Here is a 23,524-nt window from a genome sequence, read left to right as displayed (position 1 = left end):
CATGGCCATCACCAGCAGCTTCATGCGGTACGGCACGGTGCCGTCGGCGATCATCAGCGACGGGGTGCTGCCGATCCCACTGTGGGCGGTCACCGCCATCTCCCTCGCCCAGACATACCACCTGCCGCCGATCGGCTCCACCGCGCACAAGGCCATCGTGGCCACCCACGACGACACCATCACCCTGACCGGGGTACTCGTCGGCGCGGAACGCTACGCCTGGAAGTTCGCCCTGGAGACGATGGCCGAGGCGAGTAAACGCGGAACCGCCCTCGCGGCGTACTCCGGGGGGAAGTTCGGCGGGCTGATCCTGGTCACCTCGATGACCATCCGCACCGACATGCAGGTGCAGTCGCTGACCTTCAACGCCTCCGCCGCCCGCCGCGACGTCCTGGACACCACCATCACCCTCGTCCACGTGCCCCGTCCCAGCCTGTTCGGCAAGCTGCTCGACGTGGCCAGCATCGGAGTCGGCGCGCTCGCCGACGGGTTGGGCAACTGATGCCACCGTTCCCGATCGACCGCTACCTGCTGCCGGAGGCCCCTGTCGAGGTTCCCGACGGCTTCACCGAGGTGCGGCAGAGCCTCACCGCCGGCCTCCCGCACCGCGTCGAGTTGGGCGCCGGTGTCCACGCGGTGTTGATCCTGCCCACCGGGCTGGCCCGGCAGTGGCTGGCCACCGACCCGCTCGCCGTGGTGAGCAGCTCCGCCGACGACCTGGCGCCCCGACCCGCGCCGCCGTCGGCACCCCCGCCCCCGGCGCTGGTCGGACGGGTGCCGCTGCGTCTCGTGGTCCGCCAGGGCACCCGGATCCTCGGCTCAGTGCCACTCGCCGCCGGCCTGCGCCGGGTCTGCCCCGACGCCGGGCCGCCGACCGACACCGGCTCGTCGAGCACCGCCAGCTCCGCCCCGATCGCCGTGGAACTGCTGGTGCTGACCTGGCTGCTGCACGCCGGTACGGTCCGTGGTTCCGGCGACTACGGCTCGTCGCTCGCCCTGGCCTGGCGTCGGGCCGACCGCGCCGTGGACCAGTTCGGGCCGCCGCCGATCAACGAGTTCGTCTGGCGTCGCCGCCCACCCGCGCAGCGCGTCGAGTCCGAGCTGGGCCCGGCCCGGCTGCGCTACCGGTACCTGCTCGACAAGAAGCTGCGGAGAGTGCTGCGATGACGCTCACACCGTTCCAGACCGGCCAGATACGTCAGGGCGCGGTCGGCAACGACGCCGGCTGGACCATCACCTTCCACCGGGAGACCCCGACCGGGCTCAGCCCCGATGTGGCGCTCACCCTGTCCAGCGCCGACTACTACGCGGCCATCGACGCCGCGCTGCCCGACGGGCTGGGCCCCGGCGCGTACACGGTCACCGTGCAGGGGCTGATCGACGAGCACTTCGCCGCGCTGCGCACCGCCGAGGGACAACCCCCGCTGGTGGCGAAGCTGCACCTGTACTGGCGCGACGCCAACACCTCCGTCGGCGCGTTCTTCACCAACCTGGTCGGCGTCAACGCCGGTCCCACACCGGCCGAACTGACCCAGGCGCTGGTCGCCGTGCTGCGGGTGACGAAGGTGCGCCGGCTCACCGGCGAACGGACGTACGACACCGAGCTGACCCTCGTCGAGCAGGCGTACGCCCGGCTCGGGCAGCGGGTCGCCGAACGCTTCGAGGCGTCCACCTTCAGCGCCGCGATCCGGGCCATCGCCGACCGGACCCGGGTGGACATCGCCACCTGGGGCGCCAACCCGGACGGCACGATGACCCGGGGCGCCACCGAGGCGGCCGGCGACGAGCGGGCCGCCTTCGGCGCCGGGCTGGTCTACCGTGCCGCGCTGGAGCGGATCGGCGGTGCGGTGCAGCAGTCGCTCAACGCGTACGGGCGGGGGATGCTGCTGATCCGCGATGGCACCGTGCACGTCGGCAAGCGACCGATCCCGTACCCGGAGGGCGAACCGAAGCCGCTCACCCTCGCCACCGGCCTGTTGGCGTGCACCGAGAACGGCAGCCAGGACACCGACCCGTACGCGGCCACCGAGGCCGGTGGCACCGCCGCGCCGCGCCGTCGGGCGTGGACATTGACCCTGAAGGGTCGCCCGGATCTGAAGCCCGGTGACCTGGTGTCCTTCGACCCGCCGGCGGTGGACGAGGCCACCACGCTGGGCAGCGTCGGCGCGGCGCTGCTCGGCTCGTTCGCCGCGCCGTTCGCCCCGTCGACCGGGGAGTTGGGCGCGGGGGCGAAGCTGCTCTACCTCAGCGCCGCCCGGCACACCCTGTCGCGTACCGCCGGTTTCGTCACTGTGGTGCAGGGCGTCGAGGTCACCTCGGGCGCCCAGGCCTGGGACAGCTGGAGCGACGCCTCCGGAGTGGGCACCGCCGAGCCGGCCGGTCCGGCGTCCTCGCCCGGGGTGGCCGCCGCCGAGGCGGTGCGGCGCGCGGCCCGGGCGGCCCGGGGCGAGACGCGTGGCCTGGAGATCGGCGAGGTACGCGCGGCGGCCACCAACGCCAGCGGGGCGGTCGAGCCACCGGCGCAGACCGAGACGGTGTGGGAGGGGCTGGCCCGGCCGGACGGTCGCCCCAACGGCTCCCGCCGCCTGCCGGTACGCCGGGAGCAGCCCGCGCCGCTGCCCGGGGTGACCTACCTGACCCCGTTCGCCTGGGGTGGTTGCGGACTCATCCTGCCCCGCTACCCGGGCACCCGGGTGGCGCTCGCCTACCGCAACGGGTCGCCCGACGACCCGGTGGAGGTGGGCGCGCTCTGGCCGACCGGACACGCCCCGGTCTCGCAGCCGGGGGACTGGTGGCTGTCGCTGCCGGTCGGCGTGGCCACCAACAGCCGCTCGTCGATCGGCGACACGGTGGTGCCCGCCGACCACGACGGCAAGGTGGCGCACGACCTCACCGACGGTGACGGCAACCGGGTCATCGAGCTGGGGGAGTTGACCGTGCGGGTGGGTCGGGCCCAGTTGCGGGGCCGCGGTCAGCGCCCGGCCCGCGCGCAGGAGGCCGACAGCATCACCATCGAGCACGCCGCCGGCGGGTCGTCGATCGTGATGAAACAGGACGGCTCGATCACCATCACCGCCACCCGGATCGACCTGGACGCCGGAAACGGCGCGGTGAACATCAGCGGCGGCACCGTCAACATCGCCGCCGACGACGTCGACGTCCAGGTCGACAACGCGATGAACGTCCACTGAGGAGAACGAGATGGCCTTCGTGCTCACCACGTCGAGCGACGTGCACTGCCCCAGCCAGGGCACGGTCACCCCGGCCGGGCAGTCGAAGCTGATCGTGGCCGGCGACGAGGTGACCCGCCTCGATGGCATCACCGGCAAGTCGGTGTCCGGGTGCACGATCACCGACAGCAACTCCACCTTGCAGTGCAAGAAGGTGATGTCGGCGACCGGCGCCGCCCGGAAGCTCGTCGTCAGCGGGGCCGGAGTCGCGCTGAGCACCCTCACGGGCGCCACCAACGGCAGCACCCCTGGCCTGGCGGCGAACGCCAGGCAGACCAAGCTGAAGGCGGTCTGAGATGGACCGCACCGAGCGGGAGCGGCAGGCCGCCCAGCGCCGCTACCTCGGCTGGGGCCTCGCCTTCGAACCCACCATGCCGGGCGTCGACCTGGCCCGCGACGTCGTCTTCGACGACGGCCCGAACGGGCGGGTACTGGCCCTCGTCGCCGGCACCGACAACGTGGCCCAGAGCCTCGCGGTGGCCCTGACCACCCTGCGCGGGTCCAACGTCTTCGACGCCACGTTCGGCTTCGACGGCCTCAACGCCCTCGCCGAGCAGATCGAGCCGAACCTGATCCGCGAGCAGGTGCGCATCGGCATCATCACCCTGCTCGACCGCGACCCCCGGGTCCGCAAGATCGTCGACGTCAACCTCGACGACGGGCGGCTGGGCGCCGGCGCGACCGGCACCGACGACACCGCCCAGGCCGCGCTGCGCTCATCTCGCACCCTCCAGGTGCAGGTCCAGTTCGAAACCATCACCGACGACCGGCTCTCGGTGCATCTCGGGGAGCTACCCAGTGTCTGATCCCACCCTCCCGGCCGAACTGGCCGACGTTCTGGCCGTCGACGCCGCCGCGCTGCGGGCCACCGGCTCGACCGGCTTCGGCATCGTCGAGAGCGGCTTCGTGCCGAAGTCCTTCGCCCGGCTGCTCGCCGAGAAGCTGGCCACCGCCCGACTGCTCTTCGGCGACGACATCGACCTGACCAGCGGCGCGGTGCTGCGCAAGGTCCTCGAACTGGCCGCGTTGGAGGACGCCCGGATGTGGGCGGCGCTCGGCGCGGTCTACGACAACTCGTACGTCGTGTCGGCGACAGCCGACGCGCTGACCCGCCTCGGCGAGGAGCTCGGCATCCCCCGGCCCTACCTGTCGGCCCGGGGCACCGTGAAGCTGAAGCTGAAGGCGGCGCTGCCCACCGGTCGCACGCAGCTCACCCTGCCCCGGGGCGCCCGACTCTCCACGCCCGGCGGGCACCACGTGGCCCTGGACGAGACGGTGGTGCTCTCCGCCGCCGTCGGCGAACGGGTGCCGGCGGTCGCCGCGTTCTACCCCGGCCCCGCGCACAACCTCGACCCCGCCCAGCCCAACCAGAAGATCGACAGGTGGAACCGGGCCGACACCCTGCTGGCCGACCTGGACGACGCCGAGCAGGCCGCCGGCAAGGAGCTGGTCGAGATCACCCACACCGTCGCGCTGACCGGCGGCGAACAGCAGGTCTCCGACGCCCGCTACCGGCAGCTGCTACTGGCCGCGCCCCGCTCCATCTGGACGGCCGAGGCGATCGGCCTGGCCGTGACCACCGTGCCCGGCGTACGACAGGTGCAGGTCTTCGACGGTCGCGGCGGGTTGGACCTCAACCAGTCCATCTTCGGCAACTTCAACTTCATCGAACGGGTCTTCAGCACCGAACGTGACCTGGGCAATCCGTACTACGTCACGGTGCTGGTGGCACCCACCGCCGCCGCCATCTGGGACGGCCCGGACGGGTTGCACGCCACCGTCGAGTCGGTGATCGAGGACCTGCGCCCGGTGGGCATCTTCGCCTCCGTGGACCGGGCCGACGAGGTGGGCATCGGCGTCGAGGCAGACCTGGTGATCCGGGGCCTGCCGCTGCCCACCGGCTCCCGGGAGACGGTGAACGCCTCCACCGCCGCCACCGAGCTGCGCGCCCGCCTGCACGCCCGGCTGCGCCGCTACGTCGACGAGCTGCCCTTCGGTGAGCCGGTCCGCGCCGCCGAGGTGATCTGGACGCTGATGAACGAGCCGGGCGTGGCCGACGTCCGCGACCTGCGACTGGTCCGCTTCCCGGCCGACTCGGCGGTGGTGGTGACCGGCAGCGCGCCCACCGGCGACGGGGTGCAGCGGCTGCCCGTCGGTGACAACGCGGTGCTCGCCGCGAACCAGGTGCCCGTCTACGTCGACCGGGACGACCCCCGGCCGTTCCGGATCGTCTGAGCGGGGGCGCGATGACCGACATCCGGGTACCGGTGGACGGGGCCGACCCGTCCGTCGAACGTAACCTCGTCGACCAGTTGGAGGGCCCGTACCCGGGCACCGTCCGGCGGGTGGTGGTGCCAATCGCGGCCAGCGGCGCGGCGGCCGTGGACTGGACCAGCCGACACCCCCTGCTCACCGTGGTGTTGCGCCGGGACCTGGCCGAGGAGACCGTCCGGGTGACGGTCACCGTCGACCCGGGCGGGACCGGCGAGCGGGTGCTGCCGTCGGTGGTCTTCGCACCCTGGTCGGCCGCCGGCGCGTCGGTGCCCACGTACGTGCCGGACACCGCCGACGAGCCGTTGGTCGCGTCGTTCCCGGTCGCCGTGACGGCCGAGCGGACCGTCGACGGCGACGCCCCCACGGCGGTCACCGGGGCGGCGCTCACCGGGCTGGTCGAGCTGGCCGTGCTGGAGGGCAACCTCGGCCGGCTGCTCTACCTGATGTCGTACGAGAAGCACCGGCTGCGCCGCGCGGCCCGGGAGGTGCACGCGTACCGGACCCTCGCGCACGCCCGACGCGACGCGCTGGACCGGATCGGCGCGGACGTCGGAGTGGCCCGCTTCGTCGACGAGTTGGTGCACGAGCCGACCAACGGCGAGGTGTACGCGCGCCGACTGGCCCCGCCGGCCCGTGAGCCAGACGCCGCGTACGCCCACCGGCTCGGGCTCTACCGGCGGTTCCTGCTGCCCACCCCGGGCGCGGTACGCCACCTGCTCAACGGCCCCGGCGCGGACACCGACCCGAACGCCGGGCTCTTCGCCGACCTGCCCGGCGGCGCACGGTTCACAGTGCGCGAGGACGACGACCGGTTCGCCGTCGCGATCCGGCTGGTCGCCGTCGGCGATCCGCAGCACCGCACGAACTTCCTCGCCCAACTGCGCCGCGACCGTCTCGTCCTGCCCGCGAACACCCCGCCGAACAACACCACGCACGCCGGACGGGCGTTGCCGGCCAGCCGGCTGACCGAGGTCACCGCGTTGCGGGCCAGCCTGCGCCAGTCGTACACCTTCGACAGCGCCCACGGGGTCGCGCCGCCGCTGGCCGCCGCCCTGGACCGCGCCGGGCGGGTCTGCCGGGCGCTCGGCTCGTCCATCGTGTGGCAGGTGACCCGCGCCCAGGACGACGCCGGCGGCAGCCGCTACGAGCTGGGTCTCGGCGTCGACGTCAGCTGGCCGACGCCCGCGCAGGCCACCGACCTGCGCAACCGGGTGCTGGACACCGGCCGGGCGCCCACCGGTGACCGGAGCGCCGAGGCGCTGATCGCCGCGGCCCGCGCCGCCGGTGTGCCCACTGTGGCGGCCGACGGTGGGCTGGCCTGGCTGTGGCAGGTGTGCGGAATTCCGACCGTGCACCGGATCAGCACCACCCGGATGTACCTGTCCCACCTGCCCACCCGGGGGTTGGCGGTGACCGCGCCGCTGAGCGCGGCGGTCGGCGCCAACGCGGCGGTCGAGGCGCAGTTCTACGCGCCGGGCGACCCGGCCGGCAACGCGCTGCTGCTGGCCGGTCTGTCCGCTGCCGCGCGGGCCTGGACCGATGCCGGGGAGCCGGCGTGGGCGCCGCTGACCGACGCGGTGGCTCGGACCCGGTGGGCGGCGGTGCCGGCCCGGCCGGCCGGGCAGCCGGTGGACCAGGTGCTGGCCGCCGCCGGCCTGCCGGCGGTCCGGGAGCCGGCGCCGGTGGTGGCCGCGCTGAACCGGCTCCCCGACGAACTGGTGGAGACCATCGAGCTGCCGGCGGCGTTGGCCGGCGCGCTGATCGCCGGCCAACCGGCCGCCGGCGACCGGCTGGCCCGGTTGGTCCGGTTGCTGCGCGATCAGCACCTCGCCGCCGCGCTGCCGCTGGTCGAGACGGGCAACCGGGTGCTGCTGGTGTGCAGTGTGATCGGTCTGCCCCAGGCCGGGTTGAACCTCAGCGAGCGTCGGGCCACCGGGTTCCGCTGGTACACAGTGGGGCTCGGTGGCGGCACGGCGGAGATCAAGGCGGTCGGCGCGCGGACCACGCTGCGGCCCACCCACGCCGGGCTGGTCGCCGTGGTGGCGCTCTCCTACGTGCGCACCGGCCTGACCGACCCGTACGAGTTCCGGGTGGAGCTGCCCGACGGGGTGACGTTGACCCTGGCGCAGTACGAGCGGTTGATGAACGCGCTCACGCGGGTCTGCCCGCTCGGGGTGGAGATCAACACGTTCGGTATCCGGCGCGACCACGTCGACCTCGACGACGACGGCACCGCCGAGCCGCTGCGCCCGGCGGTCGCCCGCACCTTCCGCACCTTCCAGCAGCGCCGGCACCGCGGCGTGTACGACCAGCTCTGAGAGGGACATCATCATGGCGAGCGAGATCAACTACGACGGGCTGACCGTCACCGAGCTCTACCGGATGTTCACCGAACACGGCATCCCGCAGTCGGACGCCAGCGTGCTGGTCTCGTCCTGGATCTACGAGAACGTGGGCAGCGCGAAGCGGGTGTTCAGCTACGCCGAGTCGTTCCCGGCGGTGGAACCGGGCTGCGCGCCACCGCCGTTCGCCCGCACCTTCGCCCACACCGACTGGATCGACGGCGAGGACGTGGTGCAGGCCGGTGAGACCCCCGGCGAGCAGGGTTTCAACGAGCGGTTCCATCGGATCGAGCACGACCTGGACCACCTCGGGACCGACCTGGCCAAGGCGTTCTCCTGCATGGCGGCGATGCGGGTGAGCCTGCGCCGGCTGCTCGACGAGATCCGCGCCGAGATCAACCGCCTGCACTCGACAGTGCACGAGAACAAGGTGGTCCCCGGCCCGTACACGTTCGAGCAGATCCCCAACTACATCAGCACGCTGGACTTCGGCAAGTACATGGGCACCACGATGTTCCTGGACAAGAAGGTCAGCATCTGGCAGACCAAGGCGGGCACCATCGTGCTGCCCGCCGTGGAAACCCTCGGGGTGGACGTGGTCGCCGGCCCGAAGGTCCGGGGCGCGGCCTACCTGGAGCGGTACGCCGCCGAGAACGGGGACGTCCGGCAGCGCTTCCCCCGCGAGGTGAAGCTGACGGAGTTCATCCGCTACTTCGGCAAGGATGAGTTGGCCGACGGTCGGACGGTCCGTGACGTGCTCAAGGTGCTGCCGGCCGAGGCAGCGTTCCAGAGTGTGGACGACATGTTCAGCGAGGTGAGTGAGCGGGAGGCGATGATCGTCCGGACCACGGTCGGCGCCCACTCGGCGGTCTCCGCGGCGCTCGGCATCGAGGCGGAGCTGGAGAACGTCGCCGACGCCGACATCGCGATGCTCGCCGGGGTGCCCACCAAGGCCCGAGCGGCCCTGGCCGGCGCCGGGATCAGCACCCTCGGCAAGCTCGCCGACGCCCACCCCGAACAGGTGCTCGCCGTCATGAAGGAGGCCGGGGTACGCGCCGACGTCGGCGACGCCGCCGAGTGGACCGGCTACGCCCGGACGCTGAGCAAGCTGCGCTGAACGGCCGGTGCCGAATCCGGCGAACGGTTGATCTACACCGTTGGCCGGGTCGGTGAAGCGACATTGCGCTGGCGCGTCGACCGTCCACACCCGACCGTGGAACTGCCACGGGGCATCGGGTGCGAAAGGCGCAGGTATGGCTGTTCACGAGATGACGCGAGACCTTCGCCCCGAGGCGTCCGGGACCGAAGCCGGACAGCCCGCCCGGTACACGTTGCGGCTGCTCGGTGGGTTCGGGTTGGAACGCGACGGGCGGACGGTGGCGGTGCCGCAGGGTGCCCGCCGACTGCTGGCCTACCTCGGCGTACGCCAGGGGTGTGCCCGGTCCGAGGCTGCTGGCACGCTCTGGCCCGGCTCCCACGAGGAGCGGGCCCGAGCCAACCTGCGCACCATGCTCTGGCGGTTGCACCGGGTCACCCCCGAGCCGTTGGTGGAGGAGGACGACCGGCTGGCCCTGGCCGCCGGGGTGACCAGCGACGTGGCCACCCTGGGCGCTGCGGCCACGGCGCTGCTGGCCGGCGCTGGGCCGCTCGCCGTCGGCCCCGGCGTGCCGACGTTGGCGACCGGGGAGCTGCTGCCCGGCTGGTACGACGACTGGGTGCTGACCGAGCGGGAGCGGCTGCGTCAGACCCAGCTGTACGCGCTGGAGACGCTTGCCGAGTGGCTCACCACGCGGCGTCGGTTCGGCGAGGCGGTGCAGGTGGCGTTGACCGCCGTGCAGTTGGAGCCGCTGCGGGAGAGCGCTACCCGCACGTTGATCTCCGTGCACCTGGCCGAGCGCAACATCAACGAGGCGGTACGGCGGTTCGAGCTGTTCCGCGCCGACCTGGGCCGGGAATTGGGCGTCGCCCCGACACCCTGGCTGGAGCAGCTCGTCCGCGCCGGTGTGACCGGTGTGACCGTCCCGTCGCCGTAGCCGGCCCCGGCGCCCGTCCCGTCCGGCGTCCCTCCCGCCCGGCGTTCCGCCGGCCGACCGTCCCGCCCAGATTGGCCCCCACGACCCCACACCCCCGACATCCGTCCTTTGCTCTGCACCCACGGGCGCGACACTCACGTTCTGTAGCTGGTGCATGCGTGGGTGCAGAGCAAGGGATGCGCGTGAGGTGAGGTGAGCGAGGAGCCGTGGGGTGGGGTGGGGGCGCGGTGGGGCCGGTCAGTGTGTCGCGGGTGGGATGCTCTGCTCGTACTGGAAGACGTTGTGGGGGTCGTACTTCGCCTTGATCCGGCGCAGCCGGTCGAAGTTGCGTCCCCAGTAGGCGGTCTCCCACTCGGCCATCCCGACGTTGGGCACGTTGACGTAGGCCCCGTCCACGTAGGGCCGCAGTGCCTGGCTGAACTCGGCGATCCAGGCCTGGGCAATCGGGGTGAGGGCGTCGCCGCTGTCGGGCTCGCCGCGGGTGCCCCAACCCGCTCCTGGCTCGGAGTAGAAGAGCGCGTCGCGGTGCGGGAAGGCCGCACCACCGAACGGCTCGTGTCGCTGTGCCCCGGTGCCGAAGGCCTGGGTGAAGAAGTTGCTGTCGTCGGTGGGTGCGTCTCGCATGAACGCTCGGATCACGCTGATCGCCTTCTCCGGGAACGGCTCTCTGGTGAACTGGGAGAAGAACTTCCAGTTCGCGGGTTCGTCCTCGGTGGGGATCTGGAACCCGGCGTAGGTGTCGCCCCAGCCGCCGATCTGCACAGTGACCGTGGGGTCGCCGATCGACAGGATCGACGCCAACAGCGTCCTGACCTCGGCCTCCGACCCTTCCGCGAGCACCCCGAACAGCAGGATCTCGTTTCGGTGGATCTCAAGTTGGGTGCCGAGACGAGGGTCGGTGAGCGGTGCGGTGCGCTGCCACGTGTCGAAGACCCCGTGCAGGTCGTCGAGGCCCGGCCAGGTCGCCTGAAGGTAGGCGACGCTCTTGAGCGGGGCGACCTTGTAGGTCAGTGCGGTGACGATCCCGAAGTTGCCGTTTCCGGCGCCGCGAAGCGCCCAGAGCAGGTCCGAGTGGTTCCACGGGTCCACCTCGAGCACCTTCGCGCCGTCCGCGCCTGCCGCTACGACGATCTCCACCCCGATCAGGTTGTCGCAGGCCATCCCGAGGTAGCGGGTGAGGAAGCCGAAGCCGCCGCCGAGGGTCGCGCCGGACAGGCCGACCGTCCCCTCCGTGCCGGTGGTGGCAGCCAGGTCGTGCTCCCCGAGCGCGGTCACGGCCTCCGACTGGGTGAGCCCCGCGCCGACCTTCGCCGTACGGGTGGCGCTGTCGATGTGGACATCCTTCAGCTCGCTGACGTCGATCACGATGCCGTTGTCGACGTTCGACCAGCCTTCGAGGTTGTGCCGACCACTGCGTACCCGCAGCGCGACGTTGTGCTGCCGCGCCCAGGTGAGGGCGTTGACCACGTCCCGGGTCTCCTGGGCGAAGACGATGACCAGCGGATAGTGCACGAACAGTTCGTCCCAGCCGAGGCTGGCCTCCGCGTAGTCGGGGCTCTGTGGGCGGACGATACGGCCGGTCAGCTGTGCCGGCGGGAACGTCGTGTCGGAGGGCCACCCGGGACCGTCGGCCGCGATTGCCGAACTGCCGGCGATCATGCTCGGGATAGCGACCGCGCCGGCGCCGACGGCCGTCGCCCTGAGCAGATCACGACGGGAAAGGTCGCGCATGGTCCAAATCCTCTCGATTGGTGACACGCCCGAAAGATGAACCGAGAGGGGCTTTACCTCTCATCTGGTGCAAACCAACCGTAATGCCCGAGGTTTCGTCGCAGATCTGAGAACTTGTCGCGGAACCCGGTCGGGTGATGCGACGCCCCGTCAGTTTGGGGCGGGCTGGTCCAGGATGGCGCTGAACCGCTCCTCGGCAAGGTCGAGCTGGCCGAAGATGTGCCGCTTCACCGCCAGCGACAACGGGGTGTCCGGTCGGCCGATCAGGTCCCGGAAGAGCGGCACCAGCGGCCGGTACTTCCGGGCCGACGAGATCACCTTCGGCCCCACCGTGTGGATCACGCCCACGCCGTTGTCGGTGAAGTCCGACACCTTGATCACCCGGGCCCAGGGCTCCCGGTCCAGGCTGACCGCCAGGTGCTCCCGGTACTGCGCGTTACGGTCCCGCTCGGGGTCGTACACCGGATTGGTGACCGCGGCGACCAGGGTGGCCACCCGTGGCCCGAACCGCGCGGCGAGCGCGGCCAGTGCGGCCCCGGTCGGGTCGATGCCCGGGTCACCGTCGGCCAGCTCGGCCGGGTGGTCCTCGACGGCGTCGTGCAGCAGGCCGGCGACGATCACGTCCACGTCCCGCACCTGGTAGTGGTGCATCAACCGGATCGCCACCCGCAGCAGGTGGTTGAGGTACGGCTCGCGGACGCGTCGGTCGTCGCGGTGCAGGTCGGCGGCGAGGTCGAGCGCGGCGGTCAACCGCGCCCGGGCGGCGTCGTCGAACTGTTGGACCTCCAACCGGAAACGTTCCAGCAGGCCCGGTTCGCCGTGGATCTCGGTGATCGCGTGCATCGGCATGCTGCCCAGGTGCGGCGGGAAGTCCATGCGTCACTTATAGCCGATCTTCACGCCATCGATGAGCCCCTAAGTCGCCGACCCGACCGCGATTTGCGTGCGCCCGGAACCGTCAGATCGGTAGCCGGTCGGCGCCGGCGAGTGGGCCGACCAGGACGGGGACCAGCGGTGCCGGCAGGACGGGGTCACGGCGCAGGCTGGGTGTCCAGCCCGCATCCGCGGCCAGGTCGGGATCATGGGTCGCGTTGTACGCCGCCAACAGGTCGACCGGTCGTGCCACGCCACCGCCCTGGCGCACCCAGGAGCCCCGCTCGGTCAACGCGGTGCCACCCCAGTCGTAGAGCAGGTCGGCCGGGTCGACCGACGCGTCCAGTGTGAAGAAGTTGTTCTGCGCGTAGATCGCCGACTGGACACCCACACCGAGCGCGTACTGGAAGTCGTCCCCACCGAGTCGGTAGTGGTTGTTGTAGACGTCGACCTGGCCGAAACGCACCCGGGGCAGCCGTTGCAGGACGCCGTCGAAGAGATTGTGGTGCAGGCTGACCCTCAGCCGGCCCACGTCCGGGCCGACGGTGTTGGACGAGCCGATCAACAACAGCTTGTCCCGACCGGAGAAGCGGTTCCAGGAGGCGGTGACCAGGCTGGCGGTGTGGGTGACGTCCAGCGACCCGTCGTGCACCTGGTACGGCCGACCGAAGTACACCGGCTGGGCGCTGTCCGGGTTGTCGCCGTCGGTGAAGGTGTTGTGGTCGACCCAGACGTTCTCGCTGCGGCGTACCGAGATCTGGTCGTACTGGCTGTTCCAGTTGCCGGCCTCGCCGTCGGTCGGCGACCAGGCGGGGAAGCAGTCGCGGGCGTCGACGAAGGTCAGATTGCGGACGATGACGTTCGACGCCCGGTCGATCATGAGGGTGAGCCCGGTCAGTCGAGCGCCGCGCAGCCCGACGATCGTGGTGTTCGGGCCGACGTTGATCTGGGTCTGCCGGGTCTGGTTGGTCACCGAGCGCACCCGAGCCTCCTCCAGCGGCCCGCTCGGCGGCACCCGTCCCCACACCGCCGGGTCGTACGCGGCCAGGTACGCGTCCAGCCGGTACCCCGGGTCGGCCAGGTCGGCGCAGCTCAGCGGCGTGCCGTCCGGCGCCTCGAAGCCGTCGATGACGCCGTCGACGTAGATGAGCTTCCCGGTGGCGTCGGTGGCGTTGCTGGCGTTGTCGCCGCCCAGCGCGGCGACCAACTCCGCCCGGTTGTGGACCACCCGGCTCCGCTCGGGGCTGGCCGTTGAGCCGCCGGTGGTGCCGGGTCCGTCGGCCGCCCAGCCGTCCCGCTCGGGTAGCGCCTGCCGGCCGAGGTGACGGGCGGTCCAGGAGAGCCGGTCGGTGGACGGGACGTCCGGGCTCACAGCGGCGGCGGCCGGGGCGGCGCCGAGGAGGACGGCGATCACTGTGGCGCCGCCGAGGATTCTGCGCATCGGCTCTCTCCGTTCGTTGTGGTGGAGGTCTATCCCGCCAACTCGGCGCGGTACGCGGCGGACGCCCACGGCACCGCCAGTTCGCTCGGCAGCGCCCCCCGCTCGGCCGCCCGACGCAACACGTCGACGACGCCGCGCAGGTGGCGGACCCGCTCCCCGCCCTCGCCGAGGGTGGTCACGAGATCGCCGTCGAGCAGCCGGGGCTCCGGCGCGGGCCGCAACGCGTCCAGCAGCGCGGTGAACGGCGCGGTGCGGGCCAGCGGCGCGATCAGCGGCACGCCCACCGGGTCGACCCGGTGGGCGAGCAGGTTCTCCAACAGCCCCAGCCGCCCCGGGACCCGGCGGGTCACCACGTCTCCGGGCAGGCGCAACCGGTCGGTCGGGTACTCCAGCACCGCCTGCCCTGTCGTTCCGGTCACCACCACCTCGCCCGCCACGAACTCCGCCGCGGCCAGCGTCACCGCCACCAGGATCGGCGGCCCGGCGCGGAACAGGACCCGCAGCACGGCGGTGTCCTCCACCCCGATCGGCCGGACCCGGTAGCGCTCCACCTCGATCGCGGCCGGCCAGGGCGTCGCCCCGGAGAGCGCCTCGGCGATCGCCAGGCACTGCATCACCGCGTGCGCGAACGGGTTGGCGAGTGCGCCGTCCAGCACCGGCCGGCCGTCCAGACTCCGTCGCCCGGCCCAGGGGGAGCGGGCGTAGTAGGCGTCCGGCCGTTGCCAGGCGGCGATTGTGGAGATGCCGGTGACAGTGCCCAGCCGGCCGGCGGCCAGCGCGTCGGTCAGCGCGGTGAGGGCCGCCGAGCCGAGCGCCTGGAAGCCGACCTGGGCCACCCGGCCGGCGGCGGTGAGCGCCCAGGTCAGCTCCTCGTGCTCGGCCAGCGACAGCACCGGCGGCTTCTCCAGCAGCAGGTCCGCGCCGACCGCCAGGGCGTCGCGGGCGATCGCCAGGTGGGTGTGCGGCGGTGTGCAGATCACCACCACCTCCGGCCGGGTGGCGGCGAGCATCGCCCGGTGGTCGGTGAACACCGCCACCCCGGGCGGCACCGGGGCGTCCGGGTCGTCCTCCACCGGCCGGACGTCGACCAGGGCGACCAACCGGAGCCGACCGGCGGCGTGCAGGGGCGCGATCACCCGCCGGTGCCAGCGCCCGTGCCCGTTCGCCCCGATCACCGCCACCCGGGGCGGCGGCGCGGCCCCGCTCACCGCCGACCGACCGGCGTCGACCCGGTCACCGGGCACCGGCCAGGGTGGCCTCGACGCCGTGCCGTTCCAACGCGGTCAGCCAGCCGATCACGTCGGCGCGGACCTCGTCGTCCTCTGCCACCTCCGCCGGGAAGACCTCGCGCAGCGCGAAGACCGCGTCGACGGCGCCCGCCGGGCTCTGCGCCCCGTTGTCCAGCGCGGCCCGGATCGGCCCGGCGAGGGGGTCCTGGAACGGCAACGGCCGGCCGTCGTCGGCGTACCCCAGCGCGAAGCGCAACCAGGACGCCACGACCAGCGCGCCCCAGCGCGCGGACCGCCCGGTCGCGCGCAGGTCGGCGATGGTGTGCAGGACGCGCTGCGGCAGCTTCTGCGAGCCGTCGATCGCCACCTGCAGGGTGCGGTGGTGGATCGCCGCGTTACCGAACCGGGCCAGGGCCTGCTCACCGTAGTCGACCACCCGAACCCCGTCCGGCGGGCTGAAGCTGGCCGCCACGTCCTCGGCGATCAGTCGGCGCAGCACGTCGCGCAGGTGCGGGATCTCCAGCGCGTCGGCGATCGTCTCCCGACCGGCCAACGCCCCGAGGTACGCGATGGCCGAGTGCACGCCGTTGAGGGCGCGTAACTTCAACCGCTCCCACGGGCCGGCGTCGTCGGTGAGCACCGCCCCGGCGAACTCCCAGCCGGGCCGCCCGCCCGGGAAGTCGTCCTCGATCACCCACTGCGCGTACGGCTCGGCGGCCACCGCGGCCAGGTCGGTCACGCCGAGCGCCCTCCGGGCCGCCTCGATCGTCTCCGGGGTGCTGGCCGGCACGATCCGGTCCACCATGGTGCCCGGGCAGGTGACGTTGCCGGCCACCCACTCGCTGAGCCCGGCGGGCACGCCGCCGGCCCGGCCGACCGCCTGGTCGAGCATGCCGCGCAGTCGTCGGCCGTTGGCCGGCAGGTTGTCACAGCTCACCAGGGCCACCGGCCCGGCGTCCGCGGCGGCCCGGGCGGCCAGCCCACGCAGCAGCAGCCCCGGCACCGTGGTCGGCGCTTTGCCCCCGGCCAGGTCCGCGGCGAGCGCCGAGTCCGGGGACAGTCGGCCGGTGACCGGGTCGAGTTGGTACGCCTTCTCGGTGACGGTCAGGGTGACCACGCGTACCGCCGGGTCGGCGAGCAACGCCACCACCGCGTCCGGGTCGCTGGGCGCGTGCCGTACGCCGCTCAGGGCGCCCACCACCCGGGTGGCGCTGCCGGCGGCGGAGAGGGCGCTGACGCTGAACAGGTTGTCCTGCGCGGCGAGCGCCTCGACCATGGCGGTGCTGCGCGGGGCGACGGCAACGATGCCCCAGTCACCGCCGGCCGCGCCGACCGCAGCCTCGGTGAAGACGGCCTGGTGCGCCCGGTGGAACGCGCCCAACCCCAGGTGTACGACGCCGGTCGGCACGGTGCCCGGTCGGATCAGCGGTCGGGCCTCGGCAGGCAGTCGGCGCAACACACCCAGGCCGAGCCGGGAGGCCCCGACGGTCACCGCCATGCCGGACCGTCCGGGAAGCGGAACTCGGCGATCGACGCCGGTTTCATGGTGGCGCTGTAACCGGGTCGCTCGGGCAGGAGGTAGCGGCCACCGCGGGTCCGCACCGGATCGACGAAGTGTTCGTGCAGGTGGTCGACGTATTCGATCATCCGACCGTCCAGGCCGGTGCCCACCCGCAGGTAGTCGAAGATCGCCAGGTGTTGGACGTACTCGCAGAGGCCCACGCCACCGGCGTGCGGGCAGACCGGCACGCCGAACTTCGCCGCCAGCAGCAGCTCGGCCACGACCTCGTTGACGCCACCGACCCGGCAGGCGTCGACCTGCATCACCCCGATCGCCTCGGCCTGGAGCAGCTGTTTGAAGATCACCCGGTTGGCGGCCACCTCACCGGTCGCCACCCGGCACCGGCCGCCGGTCAACTCGCGCACCGCGCGGGCGATCCGGGCGTGCCCGAGGATGTCGTCGGCGTGGGTGGGCTCCTCGATCCAGTACGGGTCGACCTCGGCCAGCGCCGCCATCGCGGTGATCGCCTCGTCGACGTCCCAGACCTGGTTGGCGTCCATCATCAACAGCGCGTCCGGGCCGATCTCCTCGCGGATGATCCGGGCCCGCCGCAGATCGTCGGCGAGCGGGCCGCCGACCTTCATCTTCATCGCCCGCCAGCCGTCGGCGTACGCCTGCCGGGTCAGCGCCCGGACCTTGTCGTCGGGGTAGCCGAGCCACCCGACCGAGGTGGTGTACGAAGCGAAACCACTCTGCTTGAGTTCCGCGAGCCGGCCATCGGATCCGATCAGTCCCTTGTCGAGGATGGCGGCCGCCTCGTCCGGGGTGAGCGCGTCGCTGATGTGCCGGAAGTCGACGCTGGCCACCAGGTCGTCGGTGGGCAGCTCGGCGAGGAAGCGCCACATCGGCTTGCCGGCCAGTGTGGCCCGCAGGTCCCACACCGCGTTGACCAGCGCGCCGGTCGCCATGTGGATGACGCCCTTCTCCGGGCCCAGCCAGCGCAGCTGCACGTCGGCGCTGAGCGAGCGCCAGAACGCGACCGGCTCGGCCGTGATCTCCTCGATGGTGCGCCCCCGCACGTGGTGGGCCAACGCGCGCACCGCCGCGCAGGTGATCTCGTTGCCCCGACCGTTGGTGAAGGTGAATCCGGCGCCGACCGGGCCGGCGTCGGTGCCCAACTCCACGTACGTCGCCGAGTAGTCACCCCGGTTGATCGCGTCGGAGCCGTCGCCCCGGGCTGCGGTCGGGAACCGCACGTCGTGCACCTCGACGGAGGTGATGGTGACGGTCACTGGTCGCTGCCTCCAAAGTTGAAGACCCGCCTGGGCAGCCGGTACGCCAGGTCGACGATGGTCTCGGCGGCCTCGTCCAACGGCAGCCGGTGCTCGGCGACGAGGCGGGCCAGGAAGCCGGCGTCCACCCGGCGGGCCACGTCGTGGCGGACGGGGATGGAGCAGAACGCCCGGGTGTCGTCGACGAACCCGGCGGTGTTGTAGAACCCGGCGGTCTCGGTGACGGCCTCCCGGAACCGGCGCAGCACCTCGGGGGAGTCCAGGAACCACCAGGGCGCGCCGAGCAGCAGCGCGGCGTACCCGCCCGCGAGGGGCGCCAGCTCGCGGGTGAAGGTGTCCTCGTCGAGGGTGTAGAGGACCACCCGCAGCCGGGGGTCGTTGCCGTAGCGCTCCAGCAGCGGGGCGAGCGCGTGCACGTACTCGGTGGTCTGCGGGATGTCGCCGCCGACGTCGCGGCCGTGCCGGGCGTGCAGCCACCGGTTGTGGTTGCGCACCGCGCCGGGGTGCAGTTGCATGACCAGGCCGTCGTCGAGCGACATCCGGGCGAACTCCACGAGCATGTGCGCCCGGAACGCCTCCGCGTCGGCGGCGTCGGCCTCGCCGCGCCGACCCCGGTCGTAGAGCCGCTCGGCCTCGGCCGGGGTCAGGTCCAGGGTGCGCGCGGTGGGGTGGCCGTGGTCGGAGGAGGTGGCGCCGGCGGCGATGAACGCGGCGCGTCGGGCCCGCAGCGCGGCCAGGTAGCCGGCGTACGTGCCGGTGTCCTCGCCGGCCCGGTCGCCGAGGCGGTCCACATTCGTCGACCAGCCCTCGAACTCCATGTCCACCACGTCGTCCGGGCGGAACGTGGTGACCACCCGGCCGCCCGGCCCGCCCCACCCGTCGGCGGCGAGCTTGGCGTGCTGCGCGAGGTCGTCCAGCGGCGACTCGGTGGTCGCGAGGACCTCGATGTTGAACCGTTCGAACAGCGCCCGGGGCCGGAAGTCCGGCTCGGCGAGCCGGGCCGCGATCTCGTCGTAGACGGCGTCGGCCGTGCTCGGGCGAAGTGGGGTGTGCACCCCGAACACGGTGCGGAAGGTCTGCTCCAGCCAGAGTCGCGACGGGGTGCCCCGAAACAGGTGCCAGTGCGCGGCGAAGCGCCGCCAGATGATCCGGCCGTCGGTCTCCACCGCGCTGCCGTCGCGGGTGGGCACCCCCAGATCCGCCGGGGGTACGCCCTGACTGAGCAGCATCCGGGTCAGGTAGTGATCGGGCACGATGAGCAGCTGCGCCGGGTCCGGGAAGGGGCGGTCCTCGGCGAGCAGGGCCGGGTCGACGTGCCCGTGCGGCGAGATGATGGGTTGCTCCGCCGCCAGGGCGTACAGCTCCCGGGCCAGCGCGCGCTGGCCCGGTTCGGGCGGCAGGAGCAGGTCGGTGTGGTCGAACGTGGGCACGGGGTGGGGCTCCTCGTTGTGTCAGCGGGGGGTGAGCAGGTCGGCGACGCGCACGGGTTGGCCGGTCTCGAAGGACCGGTTGGCGGCCAGCCCGGTGAGCAGGGCCAACGCGCCGTCGTCGGCGGTCGCGGCGCGGCCCAACGGGTCGGGTTGACCGCCGAGGAGCACCCCGGTCATCCGGGCGTCCGCGCCGCCGTGCCCGTGCCGACTGCGGCCCTCCACCGGGATCTGCCGGGGCGGGGCCCAGAACGGGCGCAGGGTCAGCGTCGCACCTCCGCCCTCGGCCGGCGCGTCGGTGCCGTGCAGGGCCGCGCCCTTGACCGCGCCGGCGGTGTCCCGGTCGACGAAGTCGTTCTCGGCCACGTCCAGCTCCAGCCGGCCCCGGCTGCCGTTGACCATCACCCGGTAACCCTCCCAGGGCGCGTACGCGGTGAGGTGGTAGCTCATGGTGGCGCCGGTGGAGTAGCGGGCCAGCACCGCCATGTCGTCCTCGATGCTCACCCCGGGCGCGAAGACGTTGCGGTCGCGCTGGTAGCCGTCCTCGGCCTCGGCGTCGAGGTACAGCTCGCGCAGTCGGGGGTGTGCGTCCAGTCGCAGCGCGAACGGGTCGTCGACGGCGGCGGGGGAGCCGTGCGCCCGGTCGTAGTCGCGGGCGTAGCCGTGCCGGCGGCCGCCCTCGCCGTAGAAGAAGAGCCGGCCGGCCGCGTACACCTCGACGGGTGTGGCGGCCAGCCACCAGTTGACCAGGTCGAAGTGGTGGCTGGCCTTGTGCACCATCAGCCCGCCGGAGGTGGCCTTGTCCCGGTGCCAGCGGCGGAAGTAGTCGGCGCCGTGGCGGACGTCGAGCAGCCACTCGAAGTGCACCGAGCCGACCTCGCCGACCGCACCGTCGGCGAGCAGTTGGCGAACCTGTTCGTGCAGCGGGTTGTAGCGGTAGTTGAAGGCGACGGTCACCCGGCCGCCGGTCTCGGTCACCGTGTCCAGGATCCGCCGGCAGCGTGCCGCGTCCACGGTCATCGGCTTCTCGGTGACGACGTCGCGGCCGGCGCGCAGCGCGGCCACCACGTACTCGTCGTGGGTGACGTCCACGCTGGTGACCAGGACGACGTCGACGCGCTCGGAGTCCAGCATGGTCTTGAAGTCACCGGCCGGGTACGTGGGCACAGGGCGGTGGCCCAGCTCGGCCAGCCAGCGGTTGTGCGCGTCCATCCGGGCCTGGTTGATGTCGGCGAAGGCGACCAGTTGGGTGGTTTTGGCGTGGTCGAGCACCAGCGCCCGGACGAACATCTCCGCCCGCGCGCCGGTGCCCACGACGGCGTAGCGGACGCGTCCGGCGGCTCTCGGTGACATGCGGTCGCCTCCCACAGCGCTGCAAAGGTTTGCAATGAAGTAATCACGATCGATCCGATCGCGTCAACGACGGCAACGAGATCGGCGTCATATGTCAGTTTTTGTGGGGTGGCAGATCACCAAGGGGAGCACGGGTGCAGCAAAACCGTAACCATTGACCGTTGACACTGGCGCAACCGTTTGCATTAATGGGCCACACCCACGTGACCGCCACCACATCGGATGAAGGGGCCGCCGTGCCAGTCACCATCCGGGACGTCGCCCGGGCGTCCGGTGTGCACATCTCCACCGTGTCCCGTACGTTCTCCGCTCCACACCTGGTCAACCCGGAGACCCGGGTCCGGGTGCTGGCGTGTGCCGAGGATCTGGGCTATCGACCGAACCGCGCCGCCCGGGCACTGATCACCGGGCGGACGCACAACATCGGGTTGATCATCGCGGACATCGCGAACCCGTTCTTCCCCCCGCTGATAAAAGCGGCGGAGGGTCAGGCCCGGCACCGCGACTACCACGTCTTCGTGGCCGACACCAACGAGGACCCGACCGCCGAGGAAGAGCTGGTCCACGCACTGGCCAAACAGGTGGACGGGGTGCTGCTGTGCAGCCCCCGGATGAGCAACAGCCTGATCGAGCAGCTCAGCCGCGAGGTGCCACTGGTCGTGGTGAACCGCCAGGTGACCGGCCTGCCCTGCGTGCTGATGGACGTCGGGCAGGGTGCCCGCTCGGCGATCGAGCACCTGGTGGGCCTGGGGCACCGCAGCATCGCGCTGCTCGGTGGCCCGCGCAGCTCGTGGACCAACCGGGAGATGCGCCGTGCCGCCAACGCGGCGGCCCGAGCCGGTGGCGCCGAGCTGACCGTGCTCGGCCCCAACGCGCCCACCGAGGTCGGCGGCTCCGCCGTCGCCGAGCAGGTGCGACGCAGTGGCGTGTCCGCGGTGCTCGCCTACAACGACCTGATGGCGATCGGCCTGATCGAAGGGCTGGACGCGCTCGGGGTCCGGGTGCCGCAGGAGGTGAGCGTCGTCGGGGTCGACGACATCACCCTGAGCCGGCTGACCCGCCCCAAACTGACGACGGTGGCCACACCCACCGGGGCCGCCGGCCGGACGGCCGTCGACATGCTGCTGCAACAGGACATCGAATCACCGCGCGGTGCGCGGGGATCCGGTGCCGGCACGGCGCTCGGCGTCCGTCGCACCACCGCACAGGTAATGCTCCAGACCGACCTGGTCATCCGCGACTCGACCGGCCCGGGCCCGTACGCCCGGCCGGCACGTCCCCTGGCCGCACCACGTGGCCCGGGCCCGCATTGCCCTGCGGGCCCGGGCATCCCGACTGCGGCCACCGGTGACGCCGTCGCCTCCTAATGCCGAGGAGTGAGCGCACATGCACCCCGCAACGCCCCCCACCACTGACGCGCCCGCCGGGCGCGCTCACCGTACCCCGCTGCCTCGGCGGCGCCTGCTGCGTGGCCTGCTCGCCGTGACGGTGGCCGCACCGCTGATGTTCGGTGCCGCCGCCTGCGGCGACGACGGCGGCGCCGCCGACCCGAACGCGCCGGTCAAGCTGTCCATCTTCTGGTGGGGCGGCGACGCCCGGGCCAAGCTGACCGAGGACGCGCTGGCCCTCTACACCAAGAAGCACCCGAACGTGACCTTCGAGAAGACCTGGCAGGCCAACCAGGGCTACTTCGACAAGCTGGCCACGCTCACCGCCGGCGGCAACCCACCGGACCTGTTCCAGATCGACGACAACTACCTCGCCGAGTACGCGGCCCGCAACACCACGCTCGACCTGACCTCGTACCAGGAGTCCGGAAAGCTGGACACCTCCAAGTTCCCCAAGAGCCTCTGGCAGTACGGCGTCGTCGACGGCAAACTCGCCGGCCTGGCCGCCGGGGAGAACACCCAGGGCCTGGTCTACAACAAGACGCTGCTGACCAAGCACAACCTGCCCGAGCCGACCACCGGGATGAGCTGGGAACAGCACATCGCCTGGGCCGAGCAGGTGACCGCCAAGACCAAGGTGCCGGGCACCCAGGACCCGAGCGCCGACTACAAGGCGCTCTGGGTCTGGCTACGCCAGCAGGGCAAGGACCTCTACCAGGGTAAGGAGTTGGGCTTCACCGCCGAGGACGTGACCAAGTGGTTCGACCTGTGGAAGGGCGCCCGGGACCGCAAGGCCACCCCGACCGCCGACGTCATCCACGAGGGCAACTCCAGCGACGTCACCAAGCAGCTGGTGGTCACCGGAAAGTCGGCGACCTCCTGGGTCTGGGCCAACCAGATGCCGGACCTGAAGAAGAACACCAAGGACGAGCTGGGCGTGATCGCCTACCCCGGTGACCCCAGCGCGCAGTGGGCCCGGGCCTCGATGTACTGGTCGGTCTTCAAGGGCAGCAAGAACAAGGACGTCGCGGTCGACGTGATCAACTTCCTGAACAACGACGTGGAGGCGGTCAAGCTGCTCGGCACCGACCGCGGCCTGCCGTCCAACCTGGACCTGCGCCGGGTGGTCAGCGACGACACCACCGACCCGGCCATGAAGCAGTCCATCGCCGTCGAGGCGGAGCTGACCCAGAAGTTCGGCGAGTCGCCGCAGGTGCCGATCAAGGGGCACAGCAAGGTGAAGGCCGAGCTGATCAAGGCCGCCGAGAACGCCCAGTACGGCCGCGCCACCCCCGCCGAGGCCGCCGCCCAGTTCGTCGAGGCGTGCAAGTCCGCCATCGCCTGACCGCCCCGCCAGGGTCTGTGTCGAAGTCCCTGGCCGGCCTGCGGCGGGCCCAGACAACGACCGGC

At 72.2% G+C, this 23,524-nt stretch carries 19 protein-coding genes; 11 read left to right on the top strand and 8 right to left on the bottom strand.

The window, feature by feature from the left end; genetic code table 11:
• Window position 1 precedes the first annotated feature (1 nt).
• The 9 genes from V6U86_RS10495 (at window position 2) to V6U86_RS10455 (ending at window position 9,879) form a co-directional block, all read left to right on the top strand.
• Entirely contained in the window at window positions 2-502 is a 501-nt protein-coding gene (locus V6U86_RS10495) for a hypothetical protein (RefSeq protein WP_334501346.1), read from the top strand.
• A complete protein-coding gene (locus V6U86_RS10490) occupies window positions 502-1,167 on the top strand; it encodes a hypothetical protein (protein ID WP_334501344.1) in 666 nt (221 codons plus the stop codon). Before V6U86_RS10495 ends, V6U86_RS10490 begins: the two co-directional genes overlap by 1 nt.
• Window positions 1,164-3,191 (top strand): hypothetical protein, encoded by a 2,028-nt coding sequence (locus V6U86_RS10485; protein WP_334501341.1) that lies wholly within the window; start codon window positions 1,164-1,166, stop codon window positions 3,189-3,191. The genes V6U86_RS10490 and V6U86_RS10485 overlap by 4 nt, the downstream gene beginning before the upstream one ends.
• A 10-nt stretch (window positions 3,192-3,201) precedes the next feature.
• The gene (locus V6U86_RS10480; protein ID WP_334501339.1) at window positions 3,202-3,525 is read left to right on the top strand and encodes a hypothetical protein; all 324 of its coding nucleotides are present in this window, start codon (window positions 3,202-3,204) and stop codon (window positions 3,523-3,525) included.
• Between the two features lies 1 nt (window position 3,526).
• Complete coding sequence (locus V6U86_RS10475; protein ID WP_334501338.1) at window positions 3,527-4,036, top strand: hypothetical protein; 510 nt, start codon at window positions 3,527-3,529, stop codon at window positions 4,034-4,036.
• Window positions 4,029-5,465, top strand: a complete 1,437-nt coding sequence (locus V6U86_RS10470) for a baseplate J/gp47 family protein (protein WP_334501337.1) — start codon at window positions 4,029-4,031, stop codon at window positions 5,463-5,465. Before V6U86_RS10475 ends, V6U86_RS10470 begins: the two co-directional genes overlap by 8 nt.
• An 11-nt stretch (window positions 5,466-5,476) precedes the next feature.
• Entirely contained in the window at window positions 5,477-7,822 is a 2,346-nt protein-coding gene (locus tag V6U86_RS10465) for a hypothetical protein (protein WP_334501335.1), read from the top strand.
• Between the two features lie 13 nt (window positions 7,823-7,835).
• Window positions 7,836-8,963 (top strand): hypothetical protein, encoded by a 1,128-nt coding sequence (locus V6U86_RS10460; RefSeq protein WP_334501333.1) that lies wholly within the window; start codon window positions 7,836-7,838, stop codon window positions 8,961-8,963.
• Window positions 8,964-9,099: 136 nt separating this feature from the next.
• Window positions 9,100-9,879 carry an AfsR/SARP family transcriptional regulator gene (locus tag V6U86_RS10455; protein WP_334501330.1) on the top strand — a complete coding sequence of 260 codons (780 nt, stop codon included), beginning with the start codon at window positions 9,100-9,102 and terminating at the stop codon, window positions 9,877-9,879.
• Between the two features lie 237 nt (window positions 9,880-10,116).
• Here V6U86_RS10455 and V6U86_RS10450 read toward each other — a convergent pair whose 3' ends face one another.
• From V6U86_RS10450 to V6U86_RS10415, 8 genes are all read right to left on the bottom strand, one after another.
• Entirely contained in the window at window positions 10,117-11,610 is a 1,494-nt protein-coding gene (locus tag V6U86_RS10450; RefSeq protein ID WP_334501327.1) for an FAD-binding oxidoreductase, read from the bottom strand.
• A 150-nt stretch (window positions 11,611-11,760) separates the two neighbouring features.
• Window positions 11,761-12,486 (bottom strand): HD domain-containing protein, encoded by a 726-nt coding sequence (locus V6U86_RS10445; RefSeq protein WP_334501325.1) that lies wholly within the window; start codon window positions 12,484-12,486, stop codon window positions 11,761-11,763.
• Between the two features lie 82 nt (window positions 12,487-12,568).
• A complete protein-coding gene (locus tag V6U86_RS10440) occupies window positions 12,569-13,924 on the bottom strand; it encodes a pectate lyase family protein (RefSeq protein WP_334501323.1) in 1,356 nt (451 codons plus the stop codon).
• A 29-nt stretch (window positions 13,925-13,953) separates the two neighbouring features.
• A complete protein-coding gene (locus tag V6U86_RS10435) occupies window positions 13,954-15,168 on the bottom strand; it encodes a Gfo/Idh/MocA family protein (RefSeq protein ID WP_334501320.1) in 1,215 nt (404 codons plus the stop codon).
• The gene (locus V6U86_RS10430; protein WP_334501318.1) at window positions 15,158-16,651 is read right to left on the bottom strand and encodes a mannitol dehydrogenase family protein; all 1,494 of its coding nucleotides are present in this window, start codon (window positions 16,649-16,651) and stop codon (window positions 15,158-15,160) included. The genes V6U86_RS10435 and V6U86_RS10430 overlap by 11 nt, the downstream gene beginning before the upstream one ends.
• Complete coding sequence (locus V6U86_RS10425; protein WP_334501316.1) at window positions 16,642-17,946, bottom strand: enolase C-terminal domain-like protein; 1,305 nt, start codon at window positions 17,944-17,946, stop codon at window positions 16,642-16,644. The genes V6U86_RS10430 and V6U86_RS10425 overlap by 10 nt, the downstream gene beginning before the upstream one ends.
• Entirely contained in the window at window positions 17,943-19,376 is a 1,434-nt protein-coding gene (uxaC, locus tag V6U86_RS10420; protein WP_334501314.1) for a glucuronate isomerase, read from the bottom strand. The genes V6U86_RS10425 and uxaC overlap by 4 nt, the downstream gene beginning before the upstream one ends.
• A 21-nt stretch (window positions 19,377-19,397) precedes the next feature.
• Window positions 19,398-20,726: a Gfo/Idh/MocA family protein gene (locus V6U86_RS10415; RefSeq protein ID WP_334501311.1), complete on the bottom strand. Its 1,329-nt coding sequence runs from the start codon at window positions 20,724-20,726 to the stop codon at window positions 19,398-19,400.
• A gap of 236 nt (window positions 20,727-20,962) precedes the next feature.
• Here V6U86_RS10415 and V6U86_RS10410 point away from each other — a divergent pair, with 236 nt between their 5' ends.
• Complete coding sequence (locus V6U86_RS10410) at window positions 20,963-22,093, top strand: LacI family DNA-binding transcriptional regulator (protein WP_334501309.1); 1,131 nt, start codon at window positions 20,963-20,965, stop codon at window positions 22,091-22,093.
• Window positions 22,094-22,112: 19 nt separating this feature from the next.
• A complete protein-coding gene (locus V6U86_RS10405; RefSeq protein ID WP_334501307.1) occupies window positions 22,113-23,459 on the top strand; it encodes an ABC transporter substrate-binding protein in 1,347 nt (448 codons plus the stop codon).
• Window positions 23,460-23,524 lie beyond the last annotated feature (65 nt).

Source organism: Micromonospora sp. CPCC 205558 (genome assembly GCF_036902955.1).
Lineage (GTDB): Bacteria > Actinomycetota > Actinomycetes > Mycobacteriales > Micromonosporaceae > Micromonospora.
The sequence above is the reverse complement of the archived record's forward strand: the minus strand, read 5'-3'. Positions and strand labels throughout refer to the sequence as shown.